Here is a 23,181-nt window from a genome sequence, read left to right on the forward strand (position 1 = left end):
CATTATCGGCGAACACATCAGGCTCGGCCCCGGATAAGCCGGGCCGCGGCCTCCACCGCGGCGGCGCGGCGGCGTGCGATGACGTCCGCGTCCGTGGTCGCCGCGTCGGGGTCGGGCCAGTGGGCCCAGGCCAGCCCGATGCCGAACAGCAGCACCAGCAGCTGCCTCGGGTCCCACGACGGATCGACGTGACCGTCTAGGCGGGCGCGTTCCAGCGCCGCGACCGCCCTGTCGGGCGGGGACTCGCCGTCGAACTCGGGCTTGTCGAGCGGAAAGCCCTCCAGCCGCGCCCAGGTGATCATCCGCAGGTGTTCCGGCCGGTTCTGGGCGAGATCGAAAATGTCACCGACGAACTCGGGGACCGCGTCGGGGCGCACCTGAACGGCGCGGAAGAACTCCGCGCCGTCAGCGGCGACCACATCGCGGAACAGGGTCTCCTTGTCGCCGAAATGCGCGTACAAACGTTCCTTGCTGGCACTGGCGGCCCGCGCGATGCGGTCGATCCGGGCGCCCGCCAATCCGTATTGCGCGAATTCCGCGCGAGCGGCGGCGAGAATTTCGCCGCGCAGCTCAGTGGTGGTCCTCACAGACTCATCATAGGCGGACGAACTGGTTCGTTTGTTACGGTGGTGGGAGCACACCGCAAAGCGCAAAGGAGACGGGGCGATGGGAACGGCCAGAACACTCGATCAAGCTGCGGTCGCGACGATGCCGCGGGGCGGACCCGATGCGTCGTGGCTGGATCGCCGGTTCGAGACCAATACGCCGGAGTACCTCGATCGCGAGGACGTCGCCGACGAGGTCAAGCAGAAGGTCATCGGGATGCTGGATCGCATCGGCACGCTGACCAACCAGCACGAGACGTTCGCGCGGATGGCCCTGGATGTCGTGGCCGACATCGCCAACCCCCGCGTCCTGGAACTGGGCGCGGGTCACGGCAAACTGTCCGCCAAGATTCTGGAGCTGCACCCCACGGCGACGGTCACCGTCTCGGATGTGGACGCGACCTCGGTGGCCAACATCGGCGCCGGTGCGCTCGGCGCTCATCCACGCGCGCAGGCAAAACTGATCGACGCGACGGCGATCGACGCCGCGGACGACAGCTATGACCTGGTGGTGTTCGCGATGGCGTTTCACCACCTGCCGCCGGCAGTGGCTTGTCGTGCCATCGCCGAGGCCACCCGGGTAGGCAAGCGGTTCTTGGTCATCGACCTCAAGAGGCGAAGTCCGTTGGCCACGTTGCTGTTTCCGGTGGTGACGCTGCCGGTGAACCTGGTGCTGTTGCCGTGGTCGTGGATACACCCGTGCCTGCACGACGGGTTCATCAGCGCGTTGCGGGCCTACAGCACGTCGGCGCTCGAGGCCCTCGGCCACAGCGCCGGCCCCGACATCCGGATGCAGGTGTTGGCTTCGCCGCGGCGACGCGGGATGCCGTCGCACGCCGTCGTGTTCTCGCGTCCGGAGGGACCCGCCGACCATGAGTGACGGACCCGATCTCGTCGCCATCACCGACCCCGGCGAGCGTGTCCGGGCGCTGCGCCGGGTGCTCGATGCGGTGACCGATGGGCTGCACCCCGTGCTGAACCTGTCCCGTCCGTACGTCGACGGGCTGGAGAATCTGCCGCCCGACGGGCGATTCCTGTTGGTGGGCAACCACACTCAGCTCGGCTCCGAGGTCTTTCTGATTGCGGATGCGGTGCGGCGCAGCATCGGAACGCGGGTACGGCCACTGGCCGACCGGAATTTCGGGCGGCTGCGCGGATTGCCCGCCGATCTGATGGCGGCGTTCGGCGGCGTGATCGGCGCACCCGAGAATGCGCGTGAACTGATGCGCCACGACGAAACCATCCTGGTGTTCCCCGGCGGCGGAGGCGAGATCGCGAAATTCAAAGGCGAGGAGTACACGCTGCGCTGGCAAGGGCGCTCGGGCTTCGCCCGCCTTTCGGTCGAAAATGGCTACCCGATCGTGCCGGTCGGCCTGGTCGGGGGCGACGACGTGTATCGCAGTTGGACCACCCGCGACAGCGCATACGCGAAAGTCAGTGCGGCCCTGAGCCGGCGATTGAATGGCCGGCCGGACATGGCGATGCCGTTGCTGCGGGGGATCGGGCCGACGCTCATCCCGCGCCCGCAGCGGATGTATCTGCGGTTCGGCCCTGCGATCGACACCACGACGCCGCTCGGCGTCGAAAACGAACAGTGGGTGGATATCGTCAGGCAGCGGGCCCGGCTGCAGTTGGAAGACATCCTGGCCGACCTGCTCCGGCTGCGCGGGCAGGACCCCTACCGCGGGCTGAACCCGCTGGCCTGGCGCAGCGCCACAATGGCCTGAGGACGAAACACCCCGAGAGAGATGCGCCCTCAACAGGTCGGGGTGGCAGCATCACGTAGGTGACCAACACACCGGACGCCGCGGCGCAGCGCCTGCGCACCCTGGTCCTGTTGCGCCGCGTTCGGGACCGCATCGACCGGGACTACCGGCAGCCGTTGGACGTCGAAGCGCTCGCGCGCGGGGTGCACATGTCCGCCGGCCACCTCAGCCGCGAATTCCGGCGTGCCTACGGCGAATCGCCGTATTCGTATTTGATGACGCGTCGCATTGAGCGGGCGATGGCGCTGCTGCGCCGGGGCGACCTGAGCGTGACCGAGGTCTGCTTCGCGGTCGGCTGCTCGTCGCTGGGCACCTTCAGCACCCGATTCACCGAATTGGTCGGTGTGCCGCCCAGCACCTACCGCCGCCAGGCTGCTGACGCGCTGGCGGGCATGCCGCCATGCGTGGTCAAACAGGTGACCAGACCGATCAGGAATCGAGAAGCAGCTGCCATCGGACCGCACCTAACCTGACCGCATGGACATCACCATTCACTCGAGTTTCCTTCCCCACACGGACCCGGAATCATCGCTCGCCTTCTATCGCGACGTCCTCGGCTTTGAAGTTCGCCTGGACGTCGGGAAGGGCACGATGCGCTGGATCACGGTGGGTCCGCCAAACCAGCCGGACACGTCCATCGTCTTGAACCCGCCGGCCGCCAATCCGGGCATCACCGACGAGGAGCGCCGCACCATCGCCGAGATGATGGCCAAGGGCAGCTACGCCACGCTGCTGCTGGCCACCAAGGATCTCGACGGCACCTTCGAACGGCTGCAGGCCGGCGACGTCGACATCGTCCAAGAACCCACCGACCAGCCGTATGGGCTTCGCGACTGCGCCGTCCGCGATCCCGCCGGAAACCTCATCCGCATCCAGGAATCGCGCTGAGCCCATCCGCGTGCGGATGCTTGACCAGCCGTGTGCACAATGCTAAGCAAGTGCTCAGCACTGAGCGCACGGGGCGCCGGGGCGCCACGACTGGCAAGACGAAAGGGATCAGATGACGGTGCAGGCGGTATTGGACGACATTCGCAAGCGCCCCGGAACGGGGGACGTCATCGCGGTCATCGATCCCGCGACCGAGGAGACGATCACCGAGTTCACCGACTGCGGGCAGGAAGCGGTCAATGACGCAGCGGCCAAAGCGAAGGCGACCTTCGAGTCCGGCGTCTGGGCGGAGCTGCCGGGCCGCGAGCGGGCCAAGATCTTGTGGCGGATCGGCGAACTGATCGACGAGCACGCCGAGGAGTTCGCCCAACTGGACTCGCTCAACACCGGCATGCCGTTGCTGCAGGCCCAATTGCAGATGTCGACCTGCTCGGAGTTCTTCCGCTACTACGCCGGTTGGTGTTCGAAGATCAACGGCGTCGCCTACGACGTGAAGACCGACGGCATCGCCACCGACAACTACGTCAACATACACGCCTACACGCTGAAGGAGCCGTACAGCGTTGTGGGACTGATCTTTCCGTGGAACGGCCCCATCTTCAACGCCAGCGCGAAGCTGGCACCGGCCCTGGCGGCGGGCGGCAGCCTGCTCGTCAAGCCGGCCGAGGAGACCCCGCTGTCGGCGCTGCTGCTGGACCGGCTCATCCACGAGGCCGGGGTGCCCGAGGGGGTGGTCAACCTGCTGACCGGATACGGCCACACCGCCGGCGCCGCGATCACCGCGCACCCCGATGTCGAGAAGGTGGCCTTCACCGGCTCGACCGAAGTCGGCAAGGAGATCGTGCGGGCCTCCGCCGACAACCTGAAGAAGGTCACGCTCGAACTCGGCGGGAAGTCGCCGGTGCTGATCTTCGACGACGCGAACCTGGACAACGCCATCATGATGGCGTCGCTGGGCATCTTCGTGCACTCCGGCCAGGGCTGCGTATGCGGGTCGCGCATCTTCGCCCAGCGCGGCGTCTACGACCGGGTCGTGGAAGGCATTGCGATGATGGCGAATTCGTTCAAGTTGGGCGCCCCCAGCGAGGAGGGCTGCGTCAGCGGGCCGCTGATCAGCCAGAAGCAGCTGAACCGGGTCATGGGCTTCATCGACGAAGGCCGCAGCGACGGCGTCGAGGTGGTCACCGGCGGCCACCGGCTGGACCGCAAGGGCTACTTCGTCCACCCGACGGTGCTCACCAACGTCGACACCAGCATGCGGCTCTACCAGCAGGAGATCTTCGGTCCGGTGGTCACCATCCTGCCGTTCGACGACGAAGACGAGGCGGTGGCGCTGGCCAACGACACCACCTACGGCTTGGCGGCCACCGCCTGGACGGAGAACCTCGGTCGGGCCCACCGGATCATGCGCCGACTGCAGGCCGGCAGCGTGCAGGTCAACTGCCAGCTGGTGTTCGACCACGATGTCCCGTTCGGCGGGTACAAGCAGTCCGGCTGGGGTCACGAGTTCGGCAAAGAGGGCCTCGAGATCTACCTCAAGACGAAGTCGGTCTGGGCTCAGCTCTAAAGCAATTGCGCCACAACGGAAAGTCCCGGACCCGTACCAGGTCCGGGACTTCTCCGACGGCCGTCAGACGAGTCAAGATCCCTTGTTGTAGCGGGTGAGGAATCCGACGGAGGCCACCGCGGCGGCCGTGCCGATCACACCCCACAACACCACCTGGAAGGCCATCGCGCCGAAGAACCAGCCGAAAGTCATTCCGAGGTAGAGCATCCAGATCAGTCGGTAGACGCTCCAGAGCGCAAGCAGCCCGGTGCTGATCCCGATGTACAGGCTGCGCTGCCGATCGACGCGGTTGATCTGCTCTTGGATGCTGGTCGGCACGATGTTCATTTGCTGTCTTCCTTTCCTGGGTCGCCACCTCCTTGGCGGCGTCATGGCAGCAAGTACAGCCCCGGCCCGCGGCTACCGATCCCAATCACGCGTCGCCGCCCAAACCGGCCCGCCGAATCCACGGCGCGTCCTACCCTGCAGGAGGGGGCCTGACGAAGGGGTTGGCTCGATGAACGTGACGCGCTGTGTGGCCCGGATCTTCACCGTTGCTGCGCTCGCCCTGCCGACGCTGTCAACGGCGGCGGCCGGGCCCGCGGCGGCGGATCCGCCGCCCACCCAGTCGATCACGGTGATGGCCGTCGGGCCCAGCGGTGAAGCGATCAACGGCTACCACGTGGCGTCCGGGCCGGGCAACGTCGGGCAGGCGAGCGACTGCTCGGAACCGTCGCCGTCGGCGGTGGCCGACAACGTCTACTACTGTTCGCCGAGCGCGGCCGGAGCCGGCACATGCTGGCCCTCCACGCCGGGATCGCTTCTGTGCGTGGACAATCCGTGGGACATGCAAATGCACCGGGTCACCTTCGACGGTCACCTTCCGCCCGTGCACCCGACCGCCGACCCGGACCCGTTCGCGCTCACCCTCGACGACGGCACCCGCTGCCTGCTGCGCAACGGTGGCGCGTGGGGTGGGCGCGCCGATGGGTACGTCGGCGTCTACGGATGCGGCGGCGCCGGTAGTGACCTGGCCGTGCTGTGGCTGCCCAGTCAGGGTGCGGGATCCTGCATCGATCGCTCGTCGTCGGCGTGGAGCGTCAAAGTCGGTCGCCTCGGCCCGCCCGACGCCGTTCTTCCACCGCCCGCCACCCGTGGGGTGACCGCCGCGTGGTTCGCGGGAGGCAGGGCCGGCCAATAGCGCGGCGCCGGTACTGCTATAACGCAACGTATGTCTGGTCCAGGGCACACGATCACCCATGTTTCCGATACCGCCCGGTGGACGGCGTTGCACCGGGCAACCGAAACGCTGCGCCCCGACGCGCTGTTCAGCGACCCGCTCGCCGAACGTCTCGCGGGAGAGCACGGCCGCGCGATCGTCGCGGGAGTTCCCTGGACGGACCGCAGCGGTTGGTGGCTGGTCGCACGGACCAAGCTCATCGACGACGCCATCGCAGCCGCACTCGCCCAGGGCTGTGACCGCGTCCTGAACCTGGCCGCCGGCCTGGACACGCGGCCCTATCGCTTGGAGCTCCCACCCGATCTGACCTGGATCGAAGCCGACCTACCCAAGCTGCTCGCCGAAAAGACGCAAATCCTCGCCGATCAGACACCGCGCTGCCGGCTGAACCGCGTCGCGGTCGACCTCGCCGACCCACACGCCCGGGACGCCTTCCTCGACGAGGCGCTGGCCGGCGCGACGAAGGCCTTCGTGCTGACCGAGGGGCTGTCGATGTACCTGGAGGCCTCCGACGTCGCCGCCCTTTCAGGTGCGATCAAGCGACCCGAGGTCACCTGGTGGATGATCGATTTCGCCTTTCCCGGTCTCAAAGAGCGGATCAACAAGAACGTCGCCGGGATTTCGGAAAACGCACCCTTCAAGTTCGCGCCCGAAAACGGGTTGGCCTTCTTCGAAGACCTCGGCTGGCGAGCCGTCGAAGCGGAATCGCTGCTGGTGGCCGCCAAACGGTTCGGCCGACTACCGATCTTCATGCGCCCGTTCGCCTGGCTGCGATCGGATTTGCGCCGTCCGGGTCGCAGGCCGACGACGGCGGTCGCGCTGCTGACGCACTGAGGGCGCGCCGCCCTACCAGACGCGAATCCAGTCGACGAGCATGTCGGCGGGGTAGCTGCCCGGGCCCGGGTCTTCCCCGCCCGATCCGGCCACCGCCAGGTTGAAGACCGGATAGACCGTGTAGCCCGCACCGTTGAACGGCCAGTCCGGCAGCGAACTCGCCGGCACGTCGAAGTAGGGCGCGGCGCCCTCGGTGTAGTCCTTCCAGAACCGGATGCCCGCCTCGTCCCACTGCGTGCGCCAGGTATGCCAGGCGCTGTCCACCGCGATGTTGTGCGTCTTCCATTCGCCGCCGTTGGCCTTGGCGTGCACGGTGGTGGCCGACGGCCACTTGCCGTTGCCGTACCACTCCATGACGTCGATCTCGCCCTGATCGTCGTTGCCGAGCCAGTACGCGGGCCAGGCGCCCGCGGTCAGGCAGTTCAACTTGATCCGGGCCTCCCAGGTGTGGCCGACGCCGCCGCGCCACAGGCTCTGCACCTTGCCGCTGAAGTAGGTGGGGCCGTCCTTGGCGGCGCGCAGCACCAGGTTGGAATTCCCGTCCACGAACACGTTGCGGCGATCGTCGCGGTACTGCCCGATGTGCTCGGGCAGCTCCCAATAGGTCGGGTCCTTGATCGTCTCGCGGGCTTTGGCCACCGCCCACTTCGACGCGTCGGGGGCCGACCCCGCCGGACCATCGAATTCGTCCGAGAAGATGTAGTTCCCGGATTGGCCGCTGGGCGCGGCGGGCGGCGGTATCCGGCCGGCAGGCTCGTCCTGTCTGGCAGGGGAGGCCCAGGCGTTCGAGGTGGGCAGCGCTGCTGCCAGCACCCCGATCCCGGTCGTCAAGATCATGCGGCGGCGATCAATCTCCGGCATAAGCAAGGGACCCTAGCAGCCCACCGGGCACGAGGTTGAAACGGAATTCTGTCGGTGCCCGTCGCTATGGTTCTGATCGCGGTCGGACCAGCGTGGACGACAGCACGGCAGTGGCAACGGATTACGCGCGCAAATTCACGGCCAATTCTCACCTTGGCGGGTGGTTTGGTCTCAGGATTCGGCGGGCATTCTGGAATCACGATCCGATAACCACACTGTTGTAGCTTTTGCGGGTGGTACTGAGAGGAGTGACGATCGTGGCGAATACACCAGAAGGCACGGTTATTTTCCTTCAGTCCCATCCAGCATGGGCCGCCGCGCAGCGTCGCGAACGCGAACGCAATGCGGCAATGCGTCGTCATCCCTCATTTCGCGCGCGCCAGCGCGCCGCAGCGGGGAACCCGGTCGTTCCGCTGGTCCGCAACTTCAAGCTCTACTCGAGCGGCAACACCCCGGCCTGAATTTCGCCACGAATTGTGGTGGCCGCGTTTCTCATCTCTGAAAAGGCGGTCCGTGGCAATTGACGCGCAGCCATCGAATTGCGCACGCCGCTTCGGTCGCAAAGTCTCAAGCCCAAGTCGAGAGATGTCCGGGTGCCACTACCGTGCGTTTCCATAGGTCGGTGCGCATGCCGCCGGCATTTCTTAGGCATTTGAAGCCGGCCGCCCACCGGGACCGACCAGCAACGTCAACCGCTTTTCCCGGCTGACCCCCGGCTGCGGCATCGGGCATTGCCACCCGCCGCGCTCCGGGCCGAGATTGCATACAACCAGCGGCGCACGGCGATACCTTGCTGGCCATCGAACATTGACACCCGTCAAATCGGCCCTACTGTATACAAAATGGCCGTCTCGCTGGACGCGCTGTCGTCTGCCTCCGAACTCGACGACCTGCGTGACATGGTGCGCAAACTCGTGGCCAAGCGCCTTCCGCTGCACGAGACGCGGCACGCCGGTGCCGCGGCCGCACGCCGCGCGGGGTGGGCCGAGCTGGCCGAATTGGGGCTGCTCGGCATCGCGGTGCCGCAGCAATACGGCGGCAGCGGCGCCGGGCTGTACGAACAGGCCGTCGTCTGCGAAGAACTCGCGCGGGAACTGGGCGCGGTGCCCTACCTGCCCACCGCCTGCCTGGCCGCCGAAGCGCTGCTGGCCTGCGGCGACGACGCCGTGTGCGCCGAACTGCTGCCCGGCCTGGTCACCGGCGAGCTGACCGCCACCCTCGCCGACGGCACCGGCCACGCCGAGCGGCACGGGCCGAACTGGGTGGTGTCGGGCCAATTCCACCACGTCCCCGACGGCGCCGACGCCCAGATCGTCTTGGTCGCTGCGGACACCGACGGGGGCACCACGCTGTACGCCGTCACCGGCTCCGACGGTGTAGACCGCGAGCGGTTGTCCACCCTGGACCCCAGCCGCGGCCTCGCCAATCTCCGACTGAGCGGCGCACCGGCTCGACAGGTCGGTGCCGTGGCGGCGGCCGAGGCGGTCCTGGCCCGGGTGCGGCTGCGCGCGACGGCGCTGCTGGCCGCCGAGCAGGCCGTGCTCGCCGAGCAGTGCGTCGCACTGACGAAGCAGTACCTGTTGGATCGGCGGCAGTTCGGCCGGCAGATCGGGGCGTTCCAAGCCCTCAAGCACCGCCTCGCGGACGCCGCGGTACGGGCCGAATTGTGCGCCGGCAGCGCCTGGTACGCCATCCGGCAGCTGGCCGGCGACGCGGCCGACGCGGACTTCGCCGTCAGCGTCGCCGCGGCCGCGTGCGGGGAAGCCGCACTGCAGAACGCCGCCGAGATGATCCAGCTGCACGGCGGAATCGGCTACACCTGGGAGCACGTCGCACATCTGTACCTGCGCCGCGCCAAGGCCAACCAGTACCTGTTCGGGACGCCGTCGGCCCACCGCCACCGGCTCGGCACGGCCGTGGCCGAAAGCCGTTCGACCGCAACGGAAACCGTATCCGATCAGGCCCGGGGCGAATCGCCGGCGCCCGACGAGCTGCGCCGCTGGCTGGCCGACAACCTGACCGACGCGATCATGCGCGATCACGCCCCGCCGCCGCCGGGCGAGAAATACTCTGCGGTGCAGCGAGATTGGTATCGCCGCCTCGGCGAGGCCGGCTGGGCCACACCGACCTGGCCGACCGAATACGGCGGCCGCGGTCTGGGTCGCGACGAAGGCGGTGCCGCGGTGGAGGAGTTGCGCCGCCGCGGTGTCGACCGGCCCGAGGAGGACTTCGTCGGCGTATGGCTGGCGGGTCCGACCATTCTGCAGTGGGGCACCGATGAGCAGCGAGACACCTACCTGCGGCCGCTGGCCCGCGGCGATCACCGCTGGTGTCAGCTGTTCAGCGAGCCCGGCGCCGGATCGGATCTGGCGTCGCTGTCCACCTCGGCGGTGCGTATCGATGACGACCGCTGGCTAATCAACGGCCAGAAGATCTGGAGTTCGTTCGCCGACACGGCCGATTTCGGGCTGTTGATGGCGCGCACCGATCCGACGCTGCCCAAACATGCCGGCATCACCTATTTCCTGCTCGACATGCGCACGCCCGGAGTGGACGTGCGGCCGCTTCGGCAGATGACCGGTGACGCCGAATTCAACGAGGTCTTCCTGACCGACGTCATAGTGCCGGACGCGGCCCGCCTGGGTCCGCTCAACGCCGGCTGGAAGGTGGGCATCAGCACCCTGATGCAGGAACGCAACAGCCTCACCGGGCCTCCCGTCGTCGGCCCCGGCGTGGCCGACCAGCTCATCGCGGAGGCGGTGCGTAGCGGCGCATGGCAACGGGCCGATGTGCGAGACCGCCTGCAGCACATGCTCGTCGACGAACGCGCACTGCAGAGCGCCGGCTTTCGGGCCAGCGTCGCCGCGGACCGCAACCCCGGGGCCATCGACTCCATCCGCAAACTCGTCAGCGCCGACCTGCACGAGCGCGCGGGGCGCATCCGCGTCGACCTGCTTCCCGAACTCACCATGGGCTGGCCCGTCGACACCGAAATGCCTTCGGGCACACGGTCATTCTTGGAGATGAAGAAGTATTGCATCGCCGGGGGCACCTCCGAGATCCAGCGCAACATCATCGCCGAGCGCGTGCTTGGGCTGCCCCGCGAGGCCGACCCCGACCGTGACACACCCTTCAACCAGCGGACCAGCCGATAGAGGAGAGCGCACCGACCATGATGACCGGCGAGCAGTACACGAACTCACTCCGTGACGGACGGCGGGTCTACCAGGACGGCAAGCTGGTCGCCGACATGGACACCGATCCGCTGCTGGCGCCGGCGCTCGACGCGGTGGCCGCCGGATACGACCAGTACTACCGGCCCGACGGCGACGCGGTGAACCCGTTGGTGGAGGCGCCGCGCAGCGTCGCGGAACTACGTGACCGGGTGCCGATCCTCACCAGCATGGACCTGCTGCTCAACGTCACCTACCAGTCGCTCATGACGCTCGTGGTGGCGGCGGCGCGGCTGGCCGACGCCCACCCCGAGTTCGTCGCCCGCATCAACTCCTATGTGGCACAAGCCCGCCGGGACGACATCCGAATCGCCGAATGCATCACCGACTCCAAGGGCGACCGATCCAAGGCGCCAGCCGCGCAGGACGATGCCGACCAGTACGTGCGCGTGGTGGCGCGCCGCGACGACGGCGTGGTGATCCGCGGCGCGAAACTTCACATCAGCGCGGCACCGTTCGCCCATCACCTGATGGTGATGCCGACCAAGTCGATGAAGCCAGGGGAGGAGGACTACGCGATCGCGTGCGCGGTACCGGTCAACGCCCCGGGGGTGCACGTCATCAGCCGCACCGTGCAAGCCCGCGGCGGGGACGAGCGCGACTACCCGGTGAGCGCGCGGCGCAGCATGCCGGACGGGTTCGTGATCTTCGACGACGTGTTCGTCCCGACCGAGCACGTGTTCCTCGATGGCGTTGCCGCACAGGCCGGCATCTTCGCGCACTCGCTGGGCCTGTGGGAGCGCCTCGGCGGCACCGCGGTGATGGTGGAACAGGCCGACGAGATGGTGGGCCTGGCGCAGTTGATGGCCGAAGCCAATGGGACCGCACGGGTGTCACACATCCGGGAGAAGATCGACGAGATGATGATCCATGCCACCAACTTGCGGGCCGGCATGGAGGCCGCGATCAGCAACGCCCACACCACGCCCGAGGGCTACTACTATCCCGACGACCTGTACACGAACGCGACCAAATACCTAGGCGCGGCGAACTTCAATTTGATGGTCCGGCATCTGCACGACATCGCCGGCGGCGGGGTGATCACCACACCGTCGATGGCGGACCTGGACAACCCGGACATCGGCCCCCAGTTGCGCAAATACCTGACCGGAGCGGCCGACGTGTCCGGCGACGCCCGCGCCAAGCTGTTCCACGCCATCCGCGACACCACCGCCGATTCGTACGGCGGCTGGCACCTGGTGACCAACGTGCAATCCGGCGGCGGACTGTTCGCACAGCGGCTCGTGACCCGCAAGCACTACGACATGGAACGCGCCAAGCGCCTGGCGCGGCACGCCGCCGCCCTGGACTGAGACCCCCATCCCGCCCTGCCGTTGATCGTCACGACGGCGGCTGCTTGCATGAACGTGAACGTAGACGTAGATTTAGGCCATGCGCTTTGGTGTCTTCATCGCGCCGTACCACATGGTCGGCGACAATCCGACGCTCGCATTCGAGCGCGACCTGCAGTTGGTCGAAGCAGTTGAGGAACTCGGCTACGAGGAGGCGTGGTTCGGCGAACACCACTCGGGCGGAACGGAAATCATCGGCGCGCCCGACCTGATGATCGCGACGGCCGCGGCCCGCACCAAGCGCATCCGGCTGGGCACCGGGGTGGCCTCATTGCCGTATCACCACCCGTTCATGTTCGCCGACCGCATGGTGCAACTCGACCACCTGACCCGCGGGCGCCTGATCGTCGGCGTCGGACCGGGCGCGCTGCCCGGCGACGCCTACATGATGGGCATCGAGACCACCCGTCAGCGCGACATGATGCTCGAATCCCTAGAGGCGGTGCTCGAACTGTGGCGCGACGAAGCCCCGGTCAACCGGGAGACCGACTGGTTCACGCTGCGTGACGCCCGGTTGCAGTTGCGCCCGTACAGCAAGCCCAACATCGAGGTCAGCGTGGCGGTGACGGCGTCGCCGTCGGGCCCGGTGGCCGCCGGCAAGTTCGGCATCGGACTGCTCTCGATCGCGGCCACCCAGAAGAAGGCCTTCGATGCGCTGGCCCGCAACTGGCGCACCGCAACCGAAACCGCCGCCGCGCACGGAACCACGGTGAGCCGTCAGGGCTGGCGGATGTGCGGGCCGATGCACATCGCCGAATCCGTGGAACAGGCCCGCAAGGATGTCGAGGTGGGTCTGGCGCAGTGGGTGGACTACTTCCAAAACGTCGGGGCCATACCGATTTTGGGCGATTTCGACCCCGGCGAAGACATCGTGTCTGCCGTCAATGAGACCGGCGTGGGCGTGATCGGCACTCCCGACATGGCGATCGAGCAGCTGCGCCGGCTGCAGCGGCAATCCGGCGGCTTCGGCACCTATCTGTTGATGGCCCACGAGTGGGCCAACCGCGAGGCCACGCTGCGCTCCTACGAGATGATCAGCCGCTACGTCATGCCGGTGTTTCAGGATTGCCTCGAGCCGCTGGAACGCAGCCGCGACTGGACGATCTTTCACCGGGAGACGTTGATGGGCAACATCACCAACGCGATCGTCGGTGCCACCCAGCAATTCCTGCAGGAGCGCGACGCCCGTCGCCGCGCCGAGGACGAAGCCCACACCAAAACCCTGCCCGCGGGCCGGTGACCGACTTCGGGGCGCTGCTGTTTCCCAATGTCTCCTGGGCCACGCTGGTGGACCGCTGCGAACGGGCCGAGGAGATGGGCTTTCGCAGCCTCTGGATCGACGATCACGGCGCCAATCCGCAAGCACCCAGGTCGAATTGGTTCGAAGCGTTCACCACGCTGGCCGGTCTGGCCAACTGCACCCGCCGGATCCTGCTCGGGCCGCTGGTGTCCAACGTCGTTCTGCGGCACCCGGTGATGCTGGCACGCCAGGCCCTCACCGTCGAGAACATGTCGGGTGGGCGGCTGCAATTGGGCCTCGGCGCCGGCTATGCCCCCACCGACCACGAAATGGTCGGCAGCGCGGCCTGGCCGCGCGCGGAACGCGCGGAGAGATTCGCCGAAGCGGTCGAACTGATCGATGCGCTGCTGCGCGCCGAACCGGTCGACTTTTCCGGCGCCCACTACCGGGTGAGTGATTTCCGGTTGCGACCGCCGCCGCTGCAACGGCCCCGGCCCCCGATTTGTGTTGCCGCGCATGCCCGTTCGAGCCTGCAGCTGGTGGCCCGGTTCGGCGATATCTGGAGCTCGTTCGGCGGATGGGGGCTGTCGTCGCCGCGGCTGCTGGAGCTCACCGCGCGGCGATCGGCCACCCTCGACGAGTTCTGCACCGAATCCGGCCGCGACCCCGCGACCATCCGTCGCCAGATTCTGGCCGGCAGCCCGGCCACCACGGCCGACCCCATTTGGTCGTCGGTGCAGGCGTTCGACGAATGGGTGGCCGGGTGGCAGCAGGCGGGCATCGACGAGATCGTGCTGTACTTCCCGCCGGACCTGCTCTACGAGCCGGAACTGATCGACCCCGCCGTCACCGAACACCTGCGCGGCCTGCTGTTCGCTCGCCGGTCAGGTGATCAGGGCGCCACCGTCAACGGGCAGCACGGCACCACTGACGAATGAGGCCGCCGGACTGGCGAGGAACAGCACCGCGGCGGCGACCTCGTCGGGTTCACCCAACCGCGCCGCCGGTACCCGGGTGGCGACGAAGTCGTCGTTGAACCCGTCGGGGGTGAGTTCGGTCAGGCCGGTCGACAAGAATCCCGGCGCCACCGCATTGACCCGAATGCCCTTGCGGCCGGTCCACTGTCGGGCCAGGTCGCGGGTGAGTCCCAGCAGCCCCGCCTTGCTCGACACGTAGCCGGCCTGCGGCAGCGAAGTCGTGGTCAGCCCCAGGATGCTGCTGATCATCACCACGGCCGAACCGGGCCGCATCGATCGCCCGCACGCCTGACTCATCCAGTAGGCGCCCATCAGGTTGACCTCGACGGTGCGCCGGAACTGCGCCGGGTCCTCGCGCGTCGCCGGTGCGGCCGTGCCCACACCGGCGTTGTTGACCAGCACGTCCACGCCGCCGAACCGATCGATGATCAGATCCGTTGCCGCCGTGCACGATTCGTGATCGCTCACGTCCACCCGGAAGGCGGCGGCGTCGATGCCGTCGTCGCGCAGCTGGGCGCAGCGCGCTTCGAGCTCATCGAGGCGCCGGCTTGCCAACGCAATTCGCCCGCCCGCCGCCCCGAGCGCTCGCGCGATCGCCAGCCCCAATTCGGACGTCGCCCCGGTCACGACGGCGACGCGGCCGTCCAGCCGGAACCGGTCGCCGAGGCCGACGGTCATGAAGCGTGCGTTTCGGTCTCGCGACCCCGCTGCGACCTCAACGACAGCAGGGAATCGCGGCCCTGCAGGATGTGCTCGGCCATCAGCGCACCGGCGCGCAGCGGTTCCCCCGCCGCTATCGCGTCGCGCACCATGCGGTGGAACAGATTCGACCGCTCCCGTTCCTCCCGCGTCTGATGCCGAAACACCTGATACACCAGGGGGATATCGACGGCGTGCTCCAGCAGGGCGGATAGCCGCCGATGCTGGGCGCCCACCACGATGGCCTGATGAAAGGCGCTGTTGGCGGCGGTGATCCGGCGCAGCCCGGCGTCGGCCGAACCCTTCGATACCAGCTCGATGCCGTGGTCGAACTCGACGATCGCGGCGTCCAGTGCCGCGATGCCATCGTCGCGCATCCGGGTCGCGGCGCGTTCGGCGGCCAGCGACTCCAGGCGGGCGCGCAGTTCGTACTGGTCGCGGATGTCGGTCTCGGACATGGTGGCCACGATGGCGCCGCGGTTGCGCTCGATGGTGACCAGGCCGTCGGCGGCCAAGGCCCGCAACGCTTCTCGCACCGGGGTGCGGGACAGGTCGAACATCTCGCCGATGCGTTGTTCGACCAGTCGCGAGCCCGGCTCGAACTCGCCCTCGGCGATGGCACGCCTGATCAGCCGGTACGCCAGCTGCGAGCGGCCGTCCATCTCGCTCACCTCAGTCACCCCCGGACGTCGCTGCGCCGATGTCGAGCACACCGCCGCCTTCCGGGTCGACGACCTCGACGGTCGGGTCGTCGACATCGTCGAATTCCAGCCGCAATGCCCGGGACATGATCGCGTGCATCACGTACATGGTGGTGGTGTAGGTGAATTCGAGGATCTCGGTGTCGCTGAAAACTTCCCGCAGCTGGGTCATCAGCCGCTCGGGCACCCGGCCGTGCTGTCCCGCAAGGCAATCCGTGTAGGCCAGCAGCAGCCGCTCGGCCGGGTCAAAACAGTCCGCCGTCTGCCAGGACGGGATCGCCTCGATCTTCTCCTCGGACAACCCCGCCGACCGGCACGCCTTGCAGTGTTGGGAGAAGACGAACTGGCTGCCGACCACCCAGCCCGCCCGGATCTGGCCCAGCTCGCGGTGATCGGCGCGGATGGACACCTCTTCGCGGTAGAGGCGAAAGCCGCGCACGGCGTGGCGCAGCGCGGCGGGGGACTGCGCCATCACCGTCCACCAGTTGCCCGGAGTGCCGCCCACCGTGCCGGGCTCGGCCACCGGGTCACGGTCGCCGAACATGAAGTCATACATCTTCAACGTGAATTCGTCGGTGACTTCATCGCGCGGAATCGGCTTCAGACGCGGCATCGCGTCTCCTCTCGGCTGACGGCACGGACCAAGCATTACTGCAGATTGCATTCAATCCTAGGCTCAAGCGCCGCGTCAACGCAGTTCGTCGCCCGCACAGAGGGTGCGATTGCGTACAGTCTGGGGATCAGGGCCGCAGGCTGGACAGCACCATGGCCGCAAAGGCGTCGCCGATCTCGGTCAGCGAGTTGCGCCCGCCGGGGACATACCAACGGTGGATCCAGTTGTGCATGCCCAGGATGCCGAGCATGGCCAGCCGAGGATCCAGATCCGAGCGGAACACGCCCCCGGCCACACCCTCTTCGATGATCGCCAGCAGCGTCTTGCCGTAGGCGTCGGCGTTGGCGACGATGCCCTGTGCCTCCGGAATCGTTGCGATGTGCTGACTTTCGCCGAACAGCAGGAAGAGCTCGGGATAGGTGGCCAAGTCGCTGATGTAGGAGTCCAGCGCGCGACGCAGCTTCTGCTCGGGTGGCGCATCCGATTCGAGCGCGTCGCGGCAGTGCCGGGTCATCTCGTAGGCCGGCTGCTCGATGAGCGCGACCAGCAATTCCTCTTTGGTGCCCACGTAGTAGTAGAGCGAGGCGCGGTTGATGCCCACCTCGACCGCGACGTCCTCCAGCCGGGCGCGGGCGAACCCCTCTCGGCGAAACACCTCCGCGGCGCCCTTGAGGATGGTCTGCCAGCGCTCGTTGGACGCGCGGCGGTCAGCCGTGCGCCGCTCGTGGCGGCGCCGCGCGTTGTCGCTCTGCTGGCGTGCGGCGGGAATCGTCGGCCTCCTGGTGTGCGGGTGTCGCGTTGTCAAAATACGCCATCCGGGGGACTGACCTGAGGATTAACCCGCTTGTCAACGTGAACGTTGACGTTGACAATTCCCAGGGAGGGTCCTAGCGTCCCTATTGATGCAAGCCTCACGCGCGGCCCAACTTCGCCATCGCGGCGCGGAAGTCGTCATGCTCCATGGCGGCCGCCTCGAGCGCGAGGGAGAACGGCAGGACCGCGCCCGAGGCCATCGCGAGGAGCCGATTCACCGCGGCCTTGGTGCCCTGCACCGCCTGGGGGGCCAGCGTGGCGAGTCGTTGCGCCATCGCCAGCGCCGACGGCACCACATCGGCCGGCGGGACGACGCGGGTGACCAGCCCGAGGCGTTCGGCCTCCGCCGCGGTGAGGACCTCGCCGGTCATCAGCAAGTATTTGGCGCGGTTGAGCCCGACCAGCAGCGGCCAGATCACCGCGGCCCCGTTGCCCGCCGGCAGCGCGGCGTGCACATGCAGATCACCGAGTTTCGCCCGCTCCGAGACGTAGGAGACGTCGGCCAGGGTGGCCAGCACCGCGCCCAGCCCGATGGCGTGGCCGTTGACGGCGGCGACGAGCGGCTTGGTCAGCCCGACGATGTCGTCGACGATGTGGCGCGCCTCCTCGATCGGGGTCCGTCCCGAACTGGACGCGTACTGCCGATCGCTGGACTCGTCGCCGCCGGCGGAGAAGGTCCGGCCCGCCCCGGTCAGCACGACGGCGCGCACCCGGACGTCGTCTTGGGCCGCCGCGAACACCCGCGATAGCTCCGAATGCATCACGTCGTCGACGGCGTTGGCCTTGTCCGGCCGGTTCAGCGTCAGCACGGCGACGGCGGTCGCGCCGTCCACGGCGACATCGATGGTGCGGTATGCGGCGGGATCGAGCATCGAGGCGCCCCTTACTGGTCATCAGTTGAACATGAACGTTGACGTAGATCATAGGAGCAGGACGGCATGTTGAGGTTCGGAACATTCATCGCGCCCTACCACCCGGTCCGCGAGAGCCCGTTGACCACCTACGAGCGGGACCTCGAGCTCATCGAATGGTGCGACCGGTGGGGCTTCGACGAGGCGTGGGTGGGCGAGCACCACTCGGCGGCATGGGAGAACATCGCCGATCCGGCGATGTTCCTGGCGGCCGCCGGGCAACGGACCCGGCGGATCAAGCTCGGCTCCGGCGTCGTCAGCCTGCCGTATCACCACCCGATGATGGTGGCCGACCGGTTCGTGCAGCTCGACTACCTGACCCACGGCCGGGCCATGTTGGGCGTGGGGCCCGGGGCGCTGATCTCCGACGCCACGATGATGGGCATCGATCCCAGCACGCAGCGCCCGCGGATGAACGAGGCCCTGGGCGTGATCATCCGGCTGCTCGCCGGTGAGGTCGTCACCCATCACAGCGACTGGTTCACCCTGAATGAGGCTCGGCTGCAGCTGCTTCCGGTCAACGGGTCGATGCCGATCGCCGTCGCGTCCAGCACCTCGCCGTCGGGCATGACGGCCGCGGGCACGCACGGCGTGGGGGTGTTATCGCTGGGCGCCGGCCTGATCGGCGGCAAGAAGGACCTGGCGGCGCACTGGGCGCTCGGCGAGAAGGCCGCCGCCGAAAGCGGCAAGCAGCTGCGCCGCGACGAATGGCGCCTGGTGATCCGGGCCCATCTCGCGCCCACCCGCGAACAGGCCAAGTCCGAGGTGATCGAGGGGCGCGAGGCCGAACGCGTCGGATACTTCAAACGGGTCGCCGGGCTGAAGAACGACTACACGCTCGAGCAGGAGATCGAAGAGGACGCCGCCATCGTGGGCACACCCGACGACATGATCGAGGCCCTGCACCGGTTGCAGAACATCACCGGCGGGTTCGGGGGCTTTTTGGTGCTGGCCGGGGATTGGGCGGACCGCGAGGCCACGCTGCGCAGCTACGAATTGATGGGCCGCCACGTGATTCCCGAATTCCGCGGCCAGCTGGATTCGCTGCGCGCCAGCTACGACATGGTGGTCGCGAAGAAGCGCGACTACGGCGCGCCGGCGATGGCCGCGATCAAGAAGGCCTACGAGGACGCCGGCCAGCAGATGCCCGACGACCTCAACCCCACCAACCTGCGTTAGGCGTGGCCCGTCGGCACTTCCGGTGCTTCCTGCGATTCCGGCACTTCCGGCGTTTCGTGTTGCATCTCGTGTTGCATCACGGTCCGGCGCAGGTCGTCGTCCCAGCGCGGGAAGACGTCGGTGTGGATGCCGAATTGGTCCAGGGCCCGGCCGACGGAGTGATCGACGATGTCCTCGAGGCTGGTGGGCCGGAAGTAGAAGGCCGGCACCGGCGGGAAGATGGTGCCGCCGGCTTCGCTGATCGTCGCCATGTTGCGCAGGTGGATCAGGTTCAGCGGCGCCTCGCGCACCATGAGCACCAGGCGGCGACGCTCCTTGAGGACGACGTCGGCGGCCCGGGACAGCAGTGAACTGGACACGCCGTTGGCGATCTCGCCCACGCTGCGCATCGATGCGGGCGCGATCAGCATGCCCCGCGTCAGGAAGGAACCCGACGCCATGGGGGCGCCGACGTCGGTGACGCTGTACACGTGGTCGGCGCGGGCCTCGATCTGCTCCCGGGTGAGATCGGTTTCGTAGGCGCGGGTCAGGTGCCCGGCACGGGTGACGATGAGGTGGGTTTCGATGCCGACGCTGCGCAGCACATCGAGCGCCCGCACGCCGTAGACGATTCCGGTGGCTCCGGTGATGCCCACGATGACGCGGTCGGGCTGGTTCGGCTGGGTCATCACGGATACTCCAAGTCCAGATCGGGGGCATACGGGCGGGGGTCGACATCGCGGAAGTGCGCCCGTTCGAACTGGGCTTGCATGCGAAACGGTGCGGTGGCGTCGAAAATCGTTTTGCACGTGGTGCCCTTGGCCGGCAGCGTCGGGTCGTACTCGGGCTGCTGGGTCGGGTCCAGAACATGACCGGCCACCCCGGGAATGGTGACGATGTCGCGGTTGCCCTGCATCCGGGTCTGCATCGCCCACAGCACGTCGTCGCTGTCGAAGATGTCGACGTCGCCGTCGACCAGGATGACGTTCTTCAGTTCCGAATAGACGCCCAACGCCACCAGCGCGGCTTGGCGCGCGCGGCCGTCATCGAAGGCCTTGGTCTTGTTGCACTTGAGGACGGCCAGGAACTTACCGCCGCCGGCGCTGTGGGAGTAGACGTCGGTGACGAAGCCGGGCATGGCGGCGTGCAGGGCGTGGAAAATGCTGGCCTCGGTGGGGATTCCGGCGAGGCTGACGTGCTCCTCGCCGGGGCCCACCAGGGTCTGCAGAATCGGATCGGTGCGGGTGGTCACCGCGGTCACCTTGATCACCGGCAAGGCCGGGTTGGCCGGGCCGTCATAGCCGGGGAACTCCGGCATGGCGTGCCCGGTGTGGGTGTTCTGGTCTTCGGCCTGCCGTTCGCCGGGGATGATGTAGCCCTCGATGACGACCTCGGCCGTGGCGATCGCCTTCTGGTCGACCGTGACGCCCTTGACCAGTTCGACGGGTTTGGCGCGCAAGCCGCCGGCGATGGCGAGCTCGTCGTGGCCGAGCGGGGTGGTGGGCGCCTCGAACGTGGCGCCCAGCGGGATCGCCGGGTCCAGGCCCATGTTGACCGTGATCTCGAACTTGCGTCCGTCGGCCTCGGCGCGTTGCCGGAAGGCGTCGATGTGGCGGCCGGGTGCGAAGAAGATCGTCATCTCGTCACGGCCCTGCACGCACAGCCGGTGGATGGTGACATCGGTGCCCAGTTCGGGGTCGCTGCCCAGCACCAAACCCAGGCAGAAGTACGGCCCCGCGTCCAGGTCGGTGTTGGTGGGCGCGGGCAGCAGGGTACGCAGATCGAAGTCCGGGTGATCGGCGCGATGGACCACCTCTTGGCAGGGCGCATTGTGGCCAGTGAAATCCGCTGGGCCCAAGGCGTTTTCGTAGGCATCGGCCATGCGTTGGGTGAGCCGGTCGGCCGGCGACTCAAGCAGGATGCCGACGCGTTTGCGGCTGGCCATCAACCCGACCAGCACCCGCCAGCCCGGAAAGCCGGTCACGTTGTTGAAGATCATGGCCGGTCCGATGCGCGTCGGTCGTTCGACGGTGCCGCCGGCGCCGATGCGGCGGTAGACGCCGGCGAGTTCCCCGATCGGGTCGATCGGATGGTCGGTCTCGATCAGCTGCTTGTCGTGGCGCGCCAGTAGCGCCAGCGCGGATCTGAGGTCGACGATCTGGTCATCCGGCAATGGCTAGTCCCTCCGCGCGCACCTGGAGTTCCTAATACCCGTCTGTGCCGGGCTAAACGCAAGCGGCGGCCGCCTGACTCAGAGCTTGCTGGCGACGAAGTCGGCGGCCTGATTGGCCATGCCCGCGTCGATGTAGGCCCCGGCGAGGTGCTGCGGCCAGTTTTCCTTCCACGTGTTCGGGTCGGCGGGATTGCAGATGGGATCGGCACCGTGGCACAACTCGATGGTCCGGTCGTTGTAGACGGGACTGAAGTTGGTGATCGGACCCACCCATTGGCTGCCATTGCCGAACAGGGCGACGGCGGCGACGTGCTGATCGATGCCCGGCGGCAGCGGGCTGTCGAAACCGAACGCGCCGATGGGCGCCGCCAGCACAACGTCGGTGACCGCCGCGCCCAGCGAATAACCGCCCAGCACCAACCTGGTGTCTGGGCAGCTGTTGACCATGTCCTGGATGTGGTGGCTCATGTCGTTGGCGCCCTGGGCGACCTCGGTGTCGGCGGGATATTGCACGGCGTACACGCCCACGGTCCTGTTCACCTTGGACCGCAGGGCGCTGATGAACGCGTTGCCCAGCACACCCGGCCCCGGCGATTCGTTGCGCCCCCGGGCGAACACGACCTGTACCGGCGGGCAGTTCGCGGCCGCGGCCGGTGGCGCCGCCCCCGGGGCCCCGGGCGTCAGCACCGTGGCGGGCAGCAACGCGGCGGCCGCGGCCATGACCGCGGCGAGTCCGACACCAGCAAATTTGCGGATAAGCAAGGCGCGCACGTCCATGATGGTAAGGCGAAGGCGCTCTGGCCGCCGCACACCCGGTCAACAGAGCTCCGGTGATCGCTGAGCGCGAACAGCGACCACGGTGTCGGCAGCGGCGATCGAGGCGATAGGTTCAGCTGATGAGTCACGTCGACGCGAGTGCGCCCGAGCGCTTGTTCGCGCTGGCCGAGCAGGTACAAGGTTTCATGCCGGCCGACGAGGGGCGCGCGCTGTACGACGCCGCGCTGCGGTATCTCGGCGGCGGTCTGGGCGTCGAGATCGGCACCTACTGCGGCAAATCCACCCTGCTGCTGGGTGCGGCCGCCCAACAAACCGGCAGCGTGCTCTACACGGTCGACCACCACCACGGGTCCGAGGAGCACCAGGCCGGGTGGGAGTATCACGACGCGTCGATGGTGGACGAGGTGACGGGCCTGTTCGACACGCTGCCGACGTTTCGCCGGGCGCTCGACACCGCCCGGTTGGACGAACACGTCGTCGCGATCGTCGGCAAGTCGCCGCTGGTGGCACGGGCGTGGCGGGCGCCGCTGCAGTTCCTGTTCATCGACGGCGGCCACAGCGAAGCCGCCGCGAACCAGGACTTCGACGGCTGGGCCAAGTGGGTCGCCCCCGGCGGGGCGCTGGTCATCCACGACGTATTTCCCGACCCGAAGGACGGCGGGCGCCCGCCCTACTACATCTACTGCCGCGCACTCGATTCCGGACAGTTCCGGGAGGTATCGGCCACCGGATCGTTGCGGCTGCTCGAACGAGTCAGCGGTCAGCCGGGGGAGCGGGTCTAGCCAGCCCGGGGC

25 protein-coding genes are annotated in these 23,181 nt (G+C 67.9%); 14 read left to right on the forward strand and 11 right to left on the reverse strand.

The annotated features are described in order from the left end of the window. Nucleotides 1-17: 17 nt before the first annotated feature. The gene (locus tag A5659_RS20330) at nt 18-587 is read right to left on the reverse strand and encodes a TetR family transcriptional regulator (RefSeq protein ID WP_066863227.1); all 570 of its coding nucleotides are present in this window, start codon (nt 585-587) and stop codon (nt 18-20) included. 79 nt (nt 588-666) lie between these two features. Here A5659_RS20330 and A5659_RS20335 point away from each other — a divergent pair, with 79 nt between their 5' ends. The 5 genes from A5659_RS20335 to A5659_RS20355 all read left to right on the forward strand — a co-directional run bounded on the left by A5659_RS20335 (nt 667) and on the right by A5659_RS20355 (nt 4,826). Beyond that, the gene (locus A5659_RS20335; RefSeq protein WP_067141954.1) at nt 667-1,485 is read left to right on the forward strand and encodes a class I SAM-dependent methyltransferase; all 819 of its coding nucleotides are present in this window, start codon (nt 667-669) and stop codon (nt 1,483-1,485) included. Then, nucleotides 1,478-2,332, forward strand: coding sequence for a lysophospholipid acyltransferase family protein (locus A5659_RS20340; RefSeq protein ID WP_067183773.1), 855 nt, complete (start codon nt 1,478-1,480; stop codon nt 2,330-2,332). Before A5659_RS20335 ends, A5659_RS20340 begins: the two co-directional genes overlap by 8 nt. 59 nt (nt 2,333-2,391) lie before the next feature. Next, nucleotides 2,392-2,844 carry a helix-turn-helix transcriptional regulator gene (locus A5659_RS20345; RefSeq protein WP_066863218.1) on the forward strand — a complete coding sequence of 151 codons (453 nt, stop codon included), beginning with the start codon at nt 2,392-2,394 and terminating at the stop codon, nt 2,842-2,844. Nucleotides 2,845-2,848: 4 nt separating this feature from the next. After that, nucleotides 2,849-3,259, forward strand: a complete 411-nt coding sequence (locus A5659_RS20350; RefSeq protein ID WP_066876714.1) for a VOC family protein — start codon at nt 2,849-2,851, stop codon at nt 3,257-3,259. A 112-nt stretch (nt 3,260-3,371) separates the two neighbouring features. Beyond that, on the forward strand, nt 3,372-4,826 hold the full coding sequence (locus A5659_RS20355; protein WP_067183777.1) for an aldehyde dehydrogenase: 1,455 nt from the start codon (nt 3,372-3,374) through the stop codon (nt 4,824-4,826). Nucleotides 4,827-4,898: 72 nt separating this feature from the next. Here A5659_RS20355 and A5659_RS20360 read toward each other — a convergent pair whose 3' ends face one another. Further along, nucleotides 4,899-5,153 (reverse strand): hypothetical protein, encoded by a 255-nt coding sequence (locus A5659_RS20360; RefSeq protein WP_066863208.1) that lies wholly within the window; start codon nt 5,151-5,153, stop codon nt 4,899-4,901. Between the two features lie 169 nt (nt 5,154-5,322). Between A5659_RS20360 and A5659_RS20365 the strand changes: the two genes are divergently transcribed. Both A5659_RS20365 and A5659_RS20370 read left to right on the forward strand, forming a co-directional pair. Next, entirely contained in the window at nt 5,323-6,006 is a 684-nt protein-coding gene (locus tag A5659_RS20365) for a hypothetical protein (RefSeq protein ID WP_067183780.1), read from the forward strand. 30 nt (nt 6,007-6,036) lie between these two features. After that, the gene (locus A5659_RS20370) at nt 6,037-6,879 is read left to right on the forward strand and encodes an SAM-dependent methyltransferase (protein ID WP_067183784.1); all 843 of its coding nucleotides are present in this window, start codon (nt 6,037-6,039) and stop codon (nt 6,877-6,879) included. A 12-nt stretch (nt 6,880-6,891) separates the two neighbouring features. Here A5659_RS20370 and A5659_RS20375 read toward each other — a convergent pair whose 3' ends face one another. Then, entirely contained in the window at nt 6,892-7,740 is an 849-nt protein-coding gene (locus A5659_RS20375) for a family 16 glycosylhydrolase (RefSeq protein WP_066876724.1), read from the reverse strand. A gap of 248 nt (nt 7,741-7,988) precedes the next feature. Here A5659_RS20375 and A5659_RS27875 point away from each other — a divergent pair, with 248 nt between their 5' ends. From A5659_RS27875 to A5659_RS20395, 5 genes are all read left to right on the forward strand, one after another. After that, a complete protein-coding gene (locus A5659_RS27875) occupies nt 7,989-8,201 on the forward strand; it encodes a hypothetical protein (protein WP_156749290.1) in 213 nt (70 codons plus the stop codon). Between the two features lie 381 nt (nt 8,202-8,582). Further along, on the forward strand, nt 8,583-10,895 hold the full coding sequence (locus A5659_RS20380) for an acyl-CoA dehydrogenase (protein WP_067183787.1): 2,313 nt from the start codon (nt 8,583-8,585) through the stop codon (nt 10,893-10,895). Between the two features lie 17 nt (nt 10,896-10,912). Continuing rightward, nucleotides 10,913-12,286, forward strand: coding sequence for a 4-hydroxyphenylacetate 3-hydroxylase N-terminal domain-containing protein (locus tag A5659_RS20385; RefSeq protein ID WP_067183790.1), 1,374 nt, complete (start codon nt 10,913-10,915; stop codon nt 12,284-12,286). Nucleotides 12,287-12,365: 79 nt separating this feature from the next. Beyond that, complete coding sequence (locus A5659_RS20390; protein ID WP_067023843.1) at nt 12,366-13,565, forward strand: LLM class flavin-dependent oxidoreductase; 1,200 nt, start codon at nt 12,366-12,368, stop codon at nt 13,563-13,565. Then, a complete protein-coding gene (locus tag A5659_RS20395; protein WP_067183792.1) occupies nt 13,562-14,503 on the forward strand; it encodes an LLM class flavin-dependent oxidoreductase in 942 nt (313 codons plus the stop codon). The genes A5659_RS20390 and A5659_RS20395 overlap by 4 nt, the downstream gene beginning before the upstream one ends. Here A5659_RS20395 and A5659_RS20400 read toward each other — a convergent pair. The 5 genes from A5659_RS20400 to A5659_RS20420 all read right to left on the reverse strand — a co-directional run bounded on the left by A5659_RS20400 (nt 14,450) and on the right by A5659_RS20420 (nt 18,240). Further along, nucleotides 14,450-15,220, reverse strand: a complete 771-nt coding sequence (locus A5659_RS20400; protein WP_067023837.1) for an SDR family NAD(P)-dependent oxidoreductase — start codon at nt 15,218-15,220, stop codon at nt 14,450-14,452. The genes A5659_RS20395 and A5659_RS20400 overlap by 54 nt on opposite strands. Further along, nucleotides 15,217-15,903 (reverse strand): GntR family transcriptional regulator, encoded by a 687-nt coding sequence (locus tag A5659_RS20405; RefSeq protein WP_066876865.1) that lies wholly within the window; start codon nt 15,901-15,903, stop codon nt 15,217-15,219. The genes A5659_RS20400 and A5659_RS20405 overlap by 4 nt, the downstream gene beginning before the upstream one ends. Nucleotides 15,904-15,913: 10 nt before the next feature. Beyond that, a complete protein-coding gene (locus A5659_RS20410; protein WP_066876734.1) occupies nt 15,914-16,555 on the reverse strand; it encodes a carboxymuconolactone decarboxylase family protein in 642 nt (213 codons plus the stop codon). 127 nt (nt 16,556-16,682) lie between these two features. Then, nucleotides 16,683-17,360, reverse strand: coding sequence for a TetR/AcrR family transcriptional regulator (locus tag A5659_RS20415; RefSeq protein ID WP_231997928.1), 678 nt, complete (start codon nt 17,358-17,360; stop codon nt 16,683-16,685). A 106-nt stretch (nt 17,361-17,466) separates the two neighbouring features. Further along, nucleotides 17,467-18,240, reverse strand: a complete 774-nt coding sequence (locus A5659_RS20420) for an enoyl-CoA hydratase/isomerase family protein (protein WP_066863356.1) — start codon at nt 18,238-18,240, stop codon at nt 17,467-17,469. A 66-nt stretch (nt 18,241-18,306) separates the two neighbouring features. Between A5659_RS20420 and A5659_RS20425 the strand changes: the two genes are divergently transcribed. Then, on the forward strand, nt 18,307-19,458 hold the full coding sequence (locus A5659_RS20425; RefSeq protein WP_066863176.1) for an LLM class flavin-dependent oxidoreductase: 1,152 nt from the start codon (nt 18,307-18,309) through the stop codon (nt 19,456-19,458). Here A5659_RS20425 and A5659_RS20430 read toward each other — a convergent pair. The 3 genes from A5659_RS20430 to A5659_RS20440 all read right to left on the reverse strand — a co-directional run bounded on the left by A5659_RS20430 (nt 19,455) and on the right by A5659_RS20440 (nt 22,387). After that, the gene (locus tag A5659_RS20430) at nt 19,455-20,126 is read right to left on the reverse strand and encodes a UbiX family flavin prenyltransferase (protein ID WP_067183795.1); all 672 of its coding nucleotides are present in this window, start codon (nt 20,124-20,126) and stop codon (nt 19,455-19,457) included. The genes A5659_RS20425 and A5659_RS20430 overlap by 4 nt on opposite strands. Further along, the gene (locus A5659_RS20435; protein WP_067183799.1) at nt 20,126-21,610 is read right to left on the reverse strand and encodes a UbiD family decarboxylase; all 1,485 of its coding nucleotides are present in this window, start codon (nt 21,608-21,610) and stop codon (nt 20,126-20,128) included. Before A5659_RS20435 ends, A5659_RS20430 begins: the two co-directional genes overlap by 1 nt. A gap of 78 nt (nt 21,611-21,688) precedes the next feature. Continuing rightward, on the reverse strand, nt 21,689-22,387 hold the full coding sequence (locus tag A5659_RS20440) for a cutinase family protein (protein WP_156749291.1): 699 nt from the start codon (nt 22,385-22,387) through the stop codon (nt 21,689-21,691). Nucleotides 22,388-22,506: 119 nt separating this feature from the next. Between A5659_RS20440 and A5659_RS20445 the strand changes: the two genes are divergently transcribed. Beyond that, nucleotides 22,507-23,169, forward strand: coding sequence for a class I SAM-dependent methyltransferase (locus A5659_RS20445; protein WP_067141630.1), 663 nt, complete (start codon nt 22,507-22,509; stop codon nt 23,167-23,169). Nucleotides 23,170-23,181 lie beyond the last annotated feature (12 nt).

Origin of the sequence: Mycobacterium sp. 1165196.3, from assembly GCF_001673415.1 — a bacterium.
Lineage (GTDB): Bacteria > Actinomycetota > Actinomycetes > Mycobacteriales > Mycobacteriaceae > Mycobacterium > Mycobacterium europaeum_A.

What these genes read in the sequence shown, in the direction of transcription:
- A5659_RS20335 (WP_067141954.1), top strand. Translation starts at nt 667, where the DNA reads ATGGGAACGGCCAGAACACTCGATCAAGCTGCGGTCGCGACGATGCCG.
- A5659_RS20340 (WP_067183773.1), top strand. Translation starts at nt 1,478, where the DNA reads ATGAGTGACGGACCCGATCTCGTCGCCATCACCGACCCCGGCGAGCGT.
- A5659_RS20350 (WP_066876714.1), top strand. Translation starts at nt 2,849, where the DNA reads ATGGACATCACCATTCACTCGAGTTTCCTTCCCCACACGGACCCGGAA.
- A5659_RS20355 (WP_067183777.1), top strand. Translation starts at nt 3,372, where the DNA reads ATGACGGTGCAGGCGGTATTGGACGACATTCGCAAGCGCCCCGGAACG.
- A5659_RS20360 (WP_066863208.1), bottom strand. Translation starts at nt 5,153, where the DNA reads ATGAACATCGTGCCGACCAGCATCCAAGAGCAGATCAACCGCGTCGAT.
- A5659_RS20365 (WP_067183780.1), top strand. Translation starts at nt 5,323, where the DNA reads ATGAACGTGACGCGCTGTGTGGCCCGGATCTTCACCGTTGCTGCGCTC.
- A5659_RS20370 (WP_067183784.1), top strand. Translation starts at nt 6,037, where the DNA reads ATGTCTGGTCCAGGGCACACGATCACCCATGTTTCCGATACCGCCCGG.
- A5659_RS20375 (WP_066876724.1), bottom strand. Translation starts at nt 7,740, where the DNA reads ATGCCGGAGATTGATCGCCGCCGCATGATCTTGACGACCGGGATCGGG.
- A5659_RS20380 (WP_067183787.1), top strand. Translation starts at nt 8,583, where the DNA reads ATGGCCGTCTCGCTGGACGCGCTGTCGTCTGCCTCCGAACTCGACGAC.
- A5659_RS20385 (WP_067183790.1), top strand. Translation starts at nt 10,913, where the DNA reads ATGATGACCGGCGAGCAGTACACGAACTCACTCCGTGACGGACGGCGG.
- A5659_RS20390 (WP_067023843.1), top strand. Translation starts at nt 12,366, where the DNA reads ATGCGCTTTGGTGTCTTCATCGCGCCGTACCACATGGTCGGCGACAAT.
- A5659_RS20400 (WP_067023837.1), bottom strand. Translation starts at nt 15,220, where the DNA reads ATGACCGTCGGCCTCGGCGACCGGTTCCGGCTGGACGGCCGCGTCGCC.
- A5659_RS20405 (WP_066876865.1), bottom strand. Translation starts at nt 15,903, where the DNA reads ATGGACGGCCGCTCGCAGCTGGCGTACCGGCTGATCAGGCGTGCCATC.
- A5659_RS20410 (WP_066876734.1), bottom strand. Translation starts at nt 16,555, where the DNA reads ATGCCGCGTCTGAAGCCGATTCCGCGCGATGAAGTCACCGACGAATTC.
- A5659_RS20420 (WP_066863356.1), bottom strand. Translation starts at nt 18,240, where the DNA reads ATGCTCGATCCCGCCGCATACCGCACCATCGATGTCGCCGTGGACGGC.
- A5659_RS20425 (WP_066863176.1), top strand. Translation starts at nt 18,307, where the DNA reads ATGTTGAGGTTCGGAACATTCATCGCGCCCTACCACCCGGTCCGCGAG.
- A5659_RS20430 (WP_067183795.1), bottom strand. Translation starts at nt 20,126, where the DNA reads ATGACCCAGCCGAACCAGCCCGACCGCGTCATCGTGGGCATCACCGGA.
- A5659_RS20440 (WP_156749291.1), bottom strand. Translation starts at nt 22,387, where the DNA reads ATGGACGTGCGCGCCTTGCTTATCCGCAAATTTGCTGGTGTCGGACTC.
- A5659_RS20445 (WP_067141630.1), top strand. Translation starts at nt 22,507, where the DNA reads ATGAGTCACGTCGACGCGAGTGCGCCCGAGCGCTTGTTCGCGCTGGCC.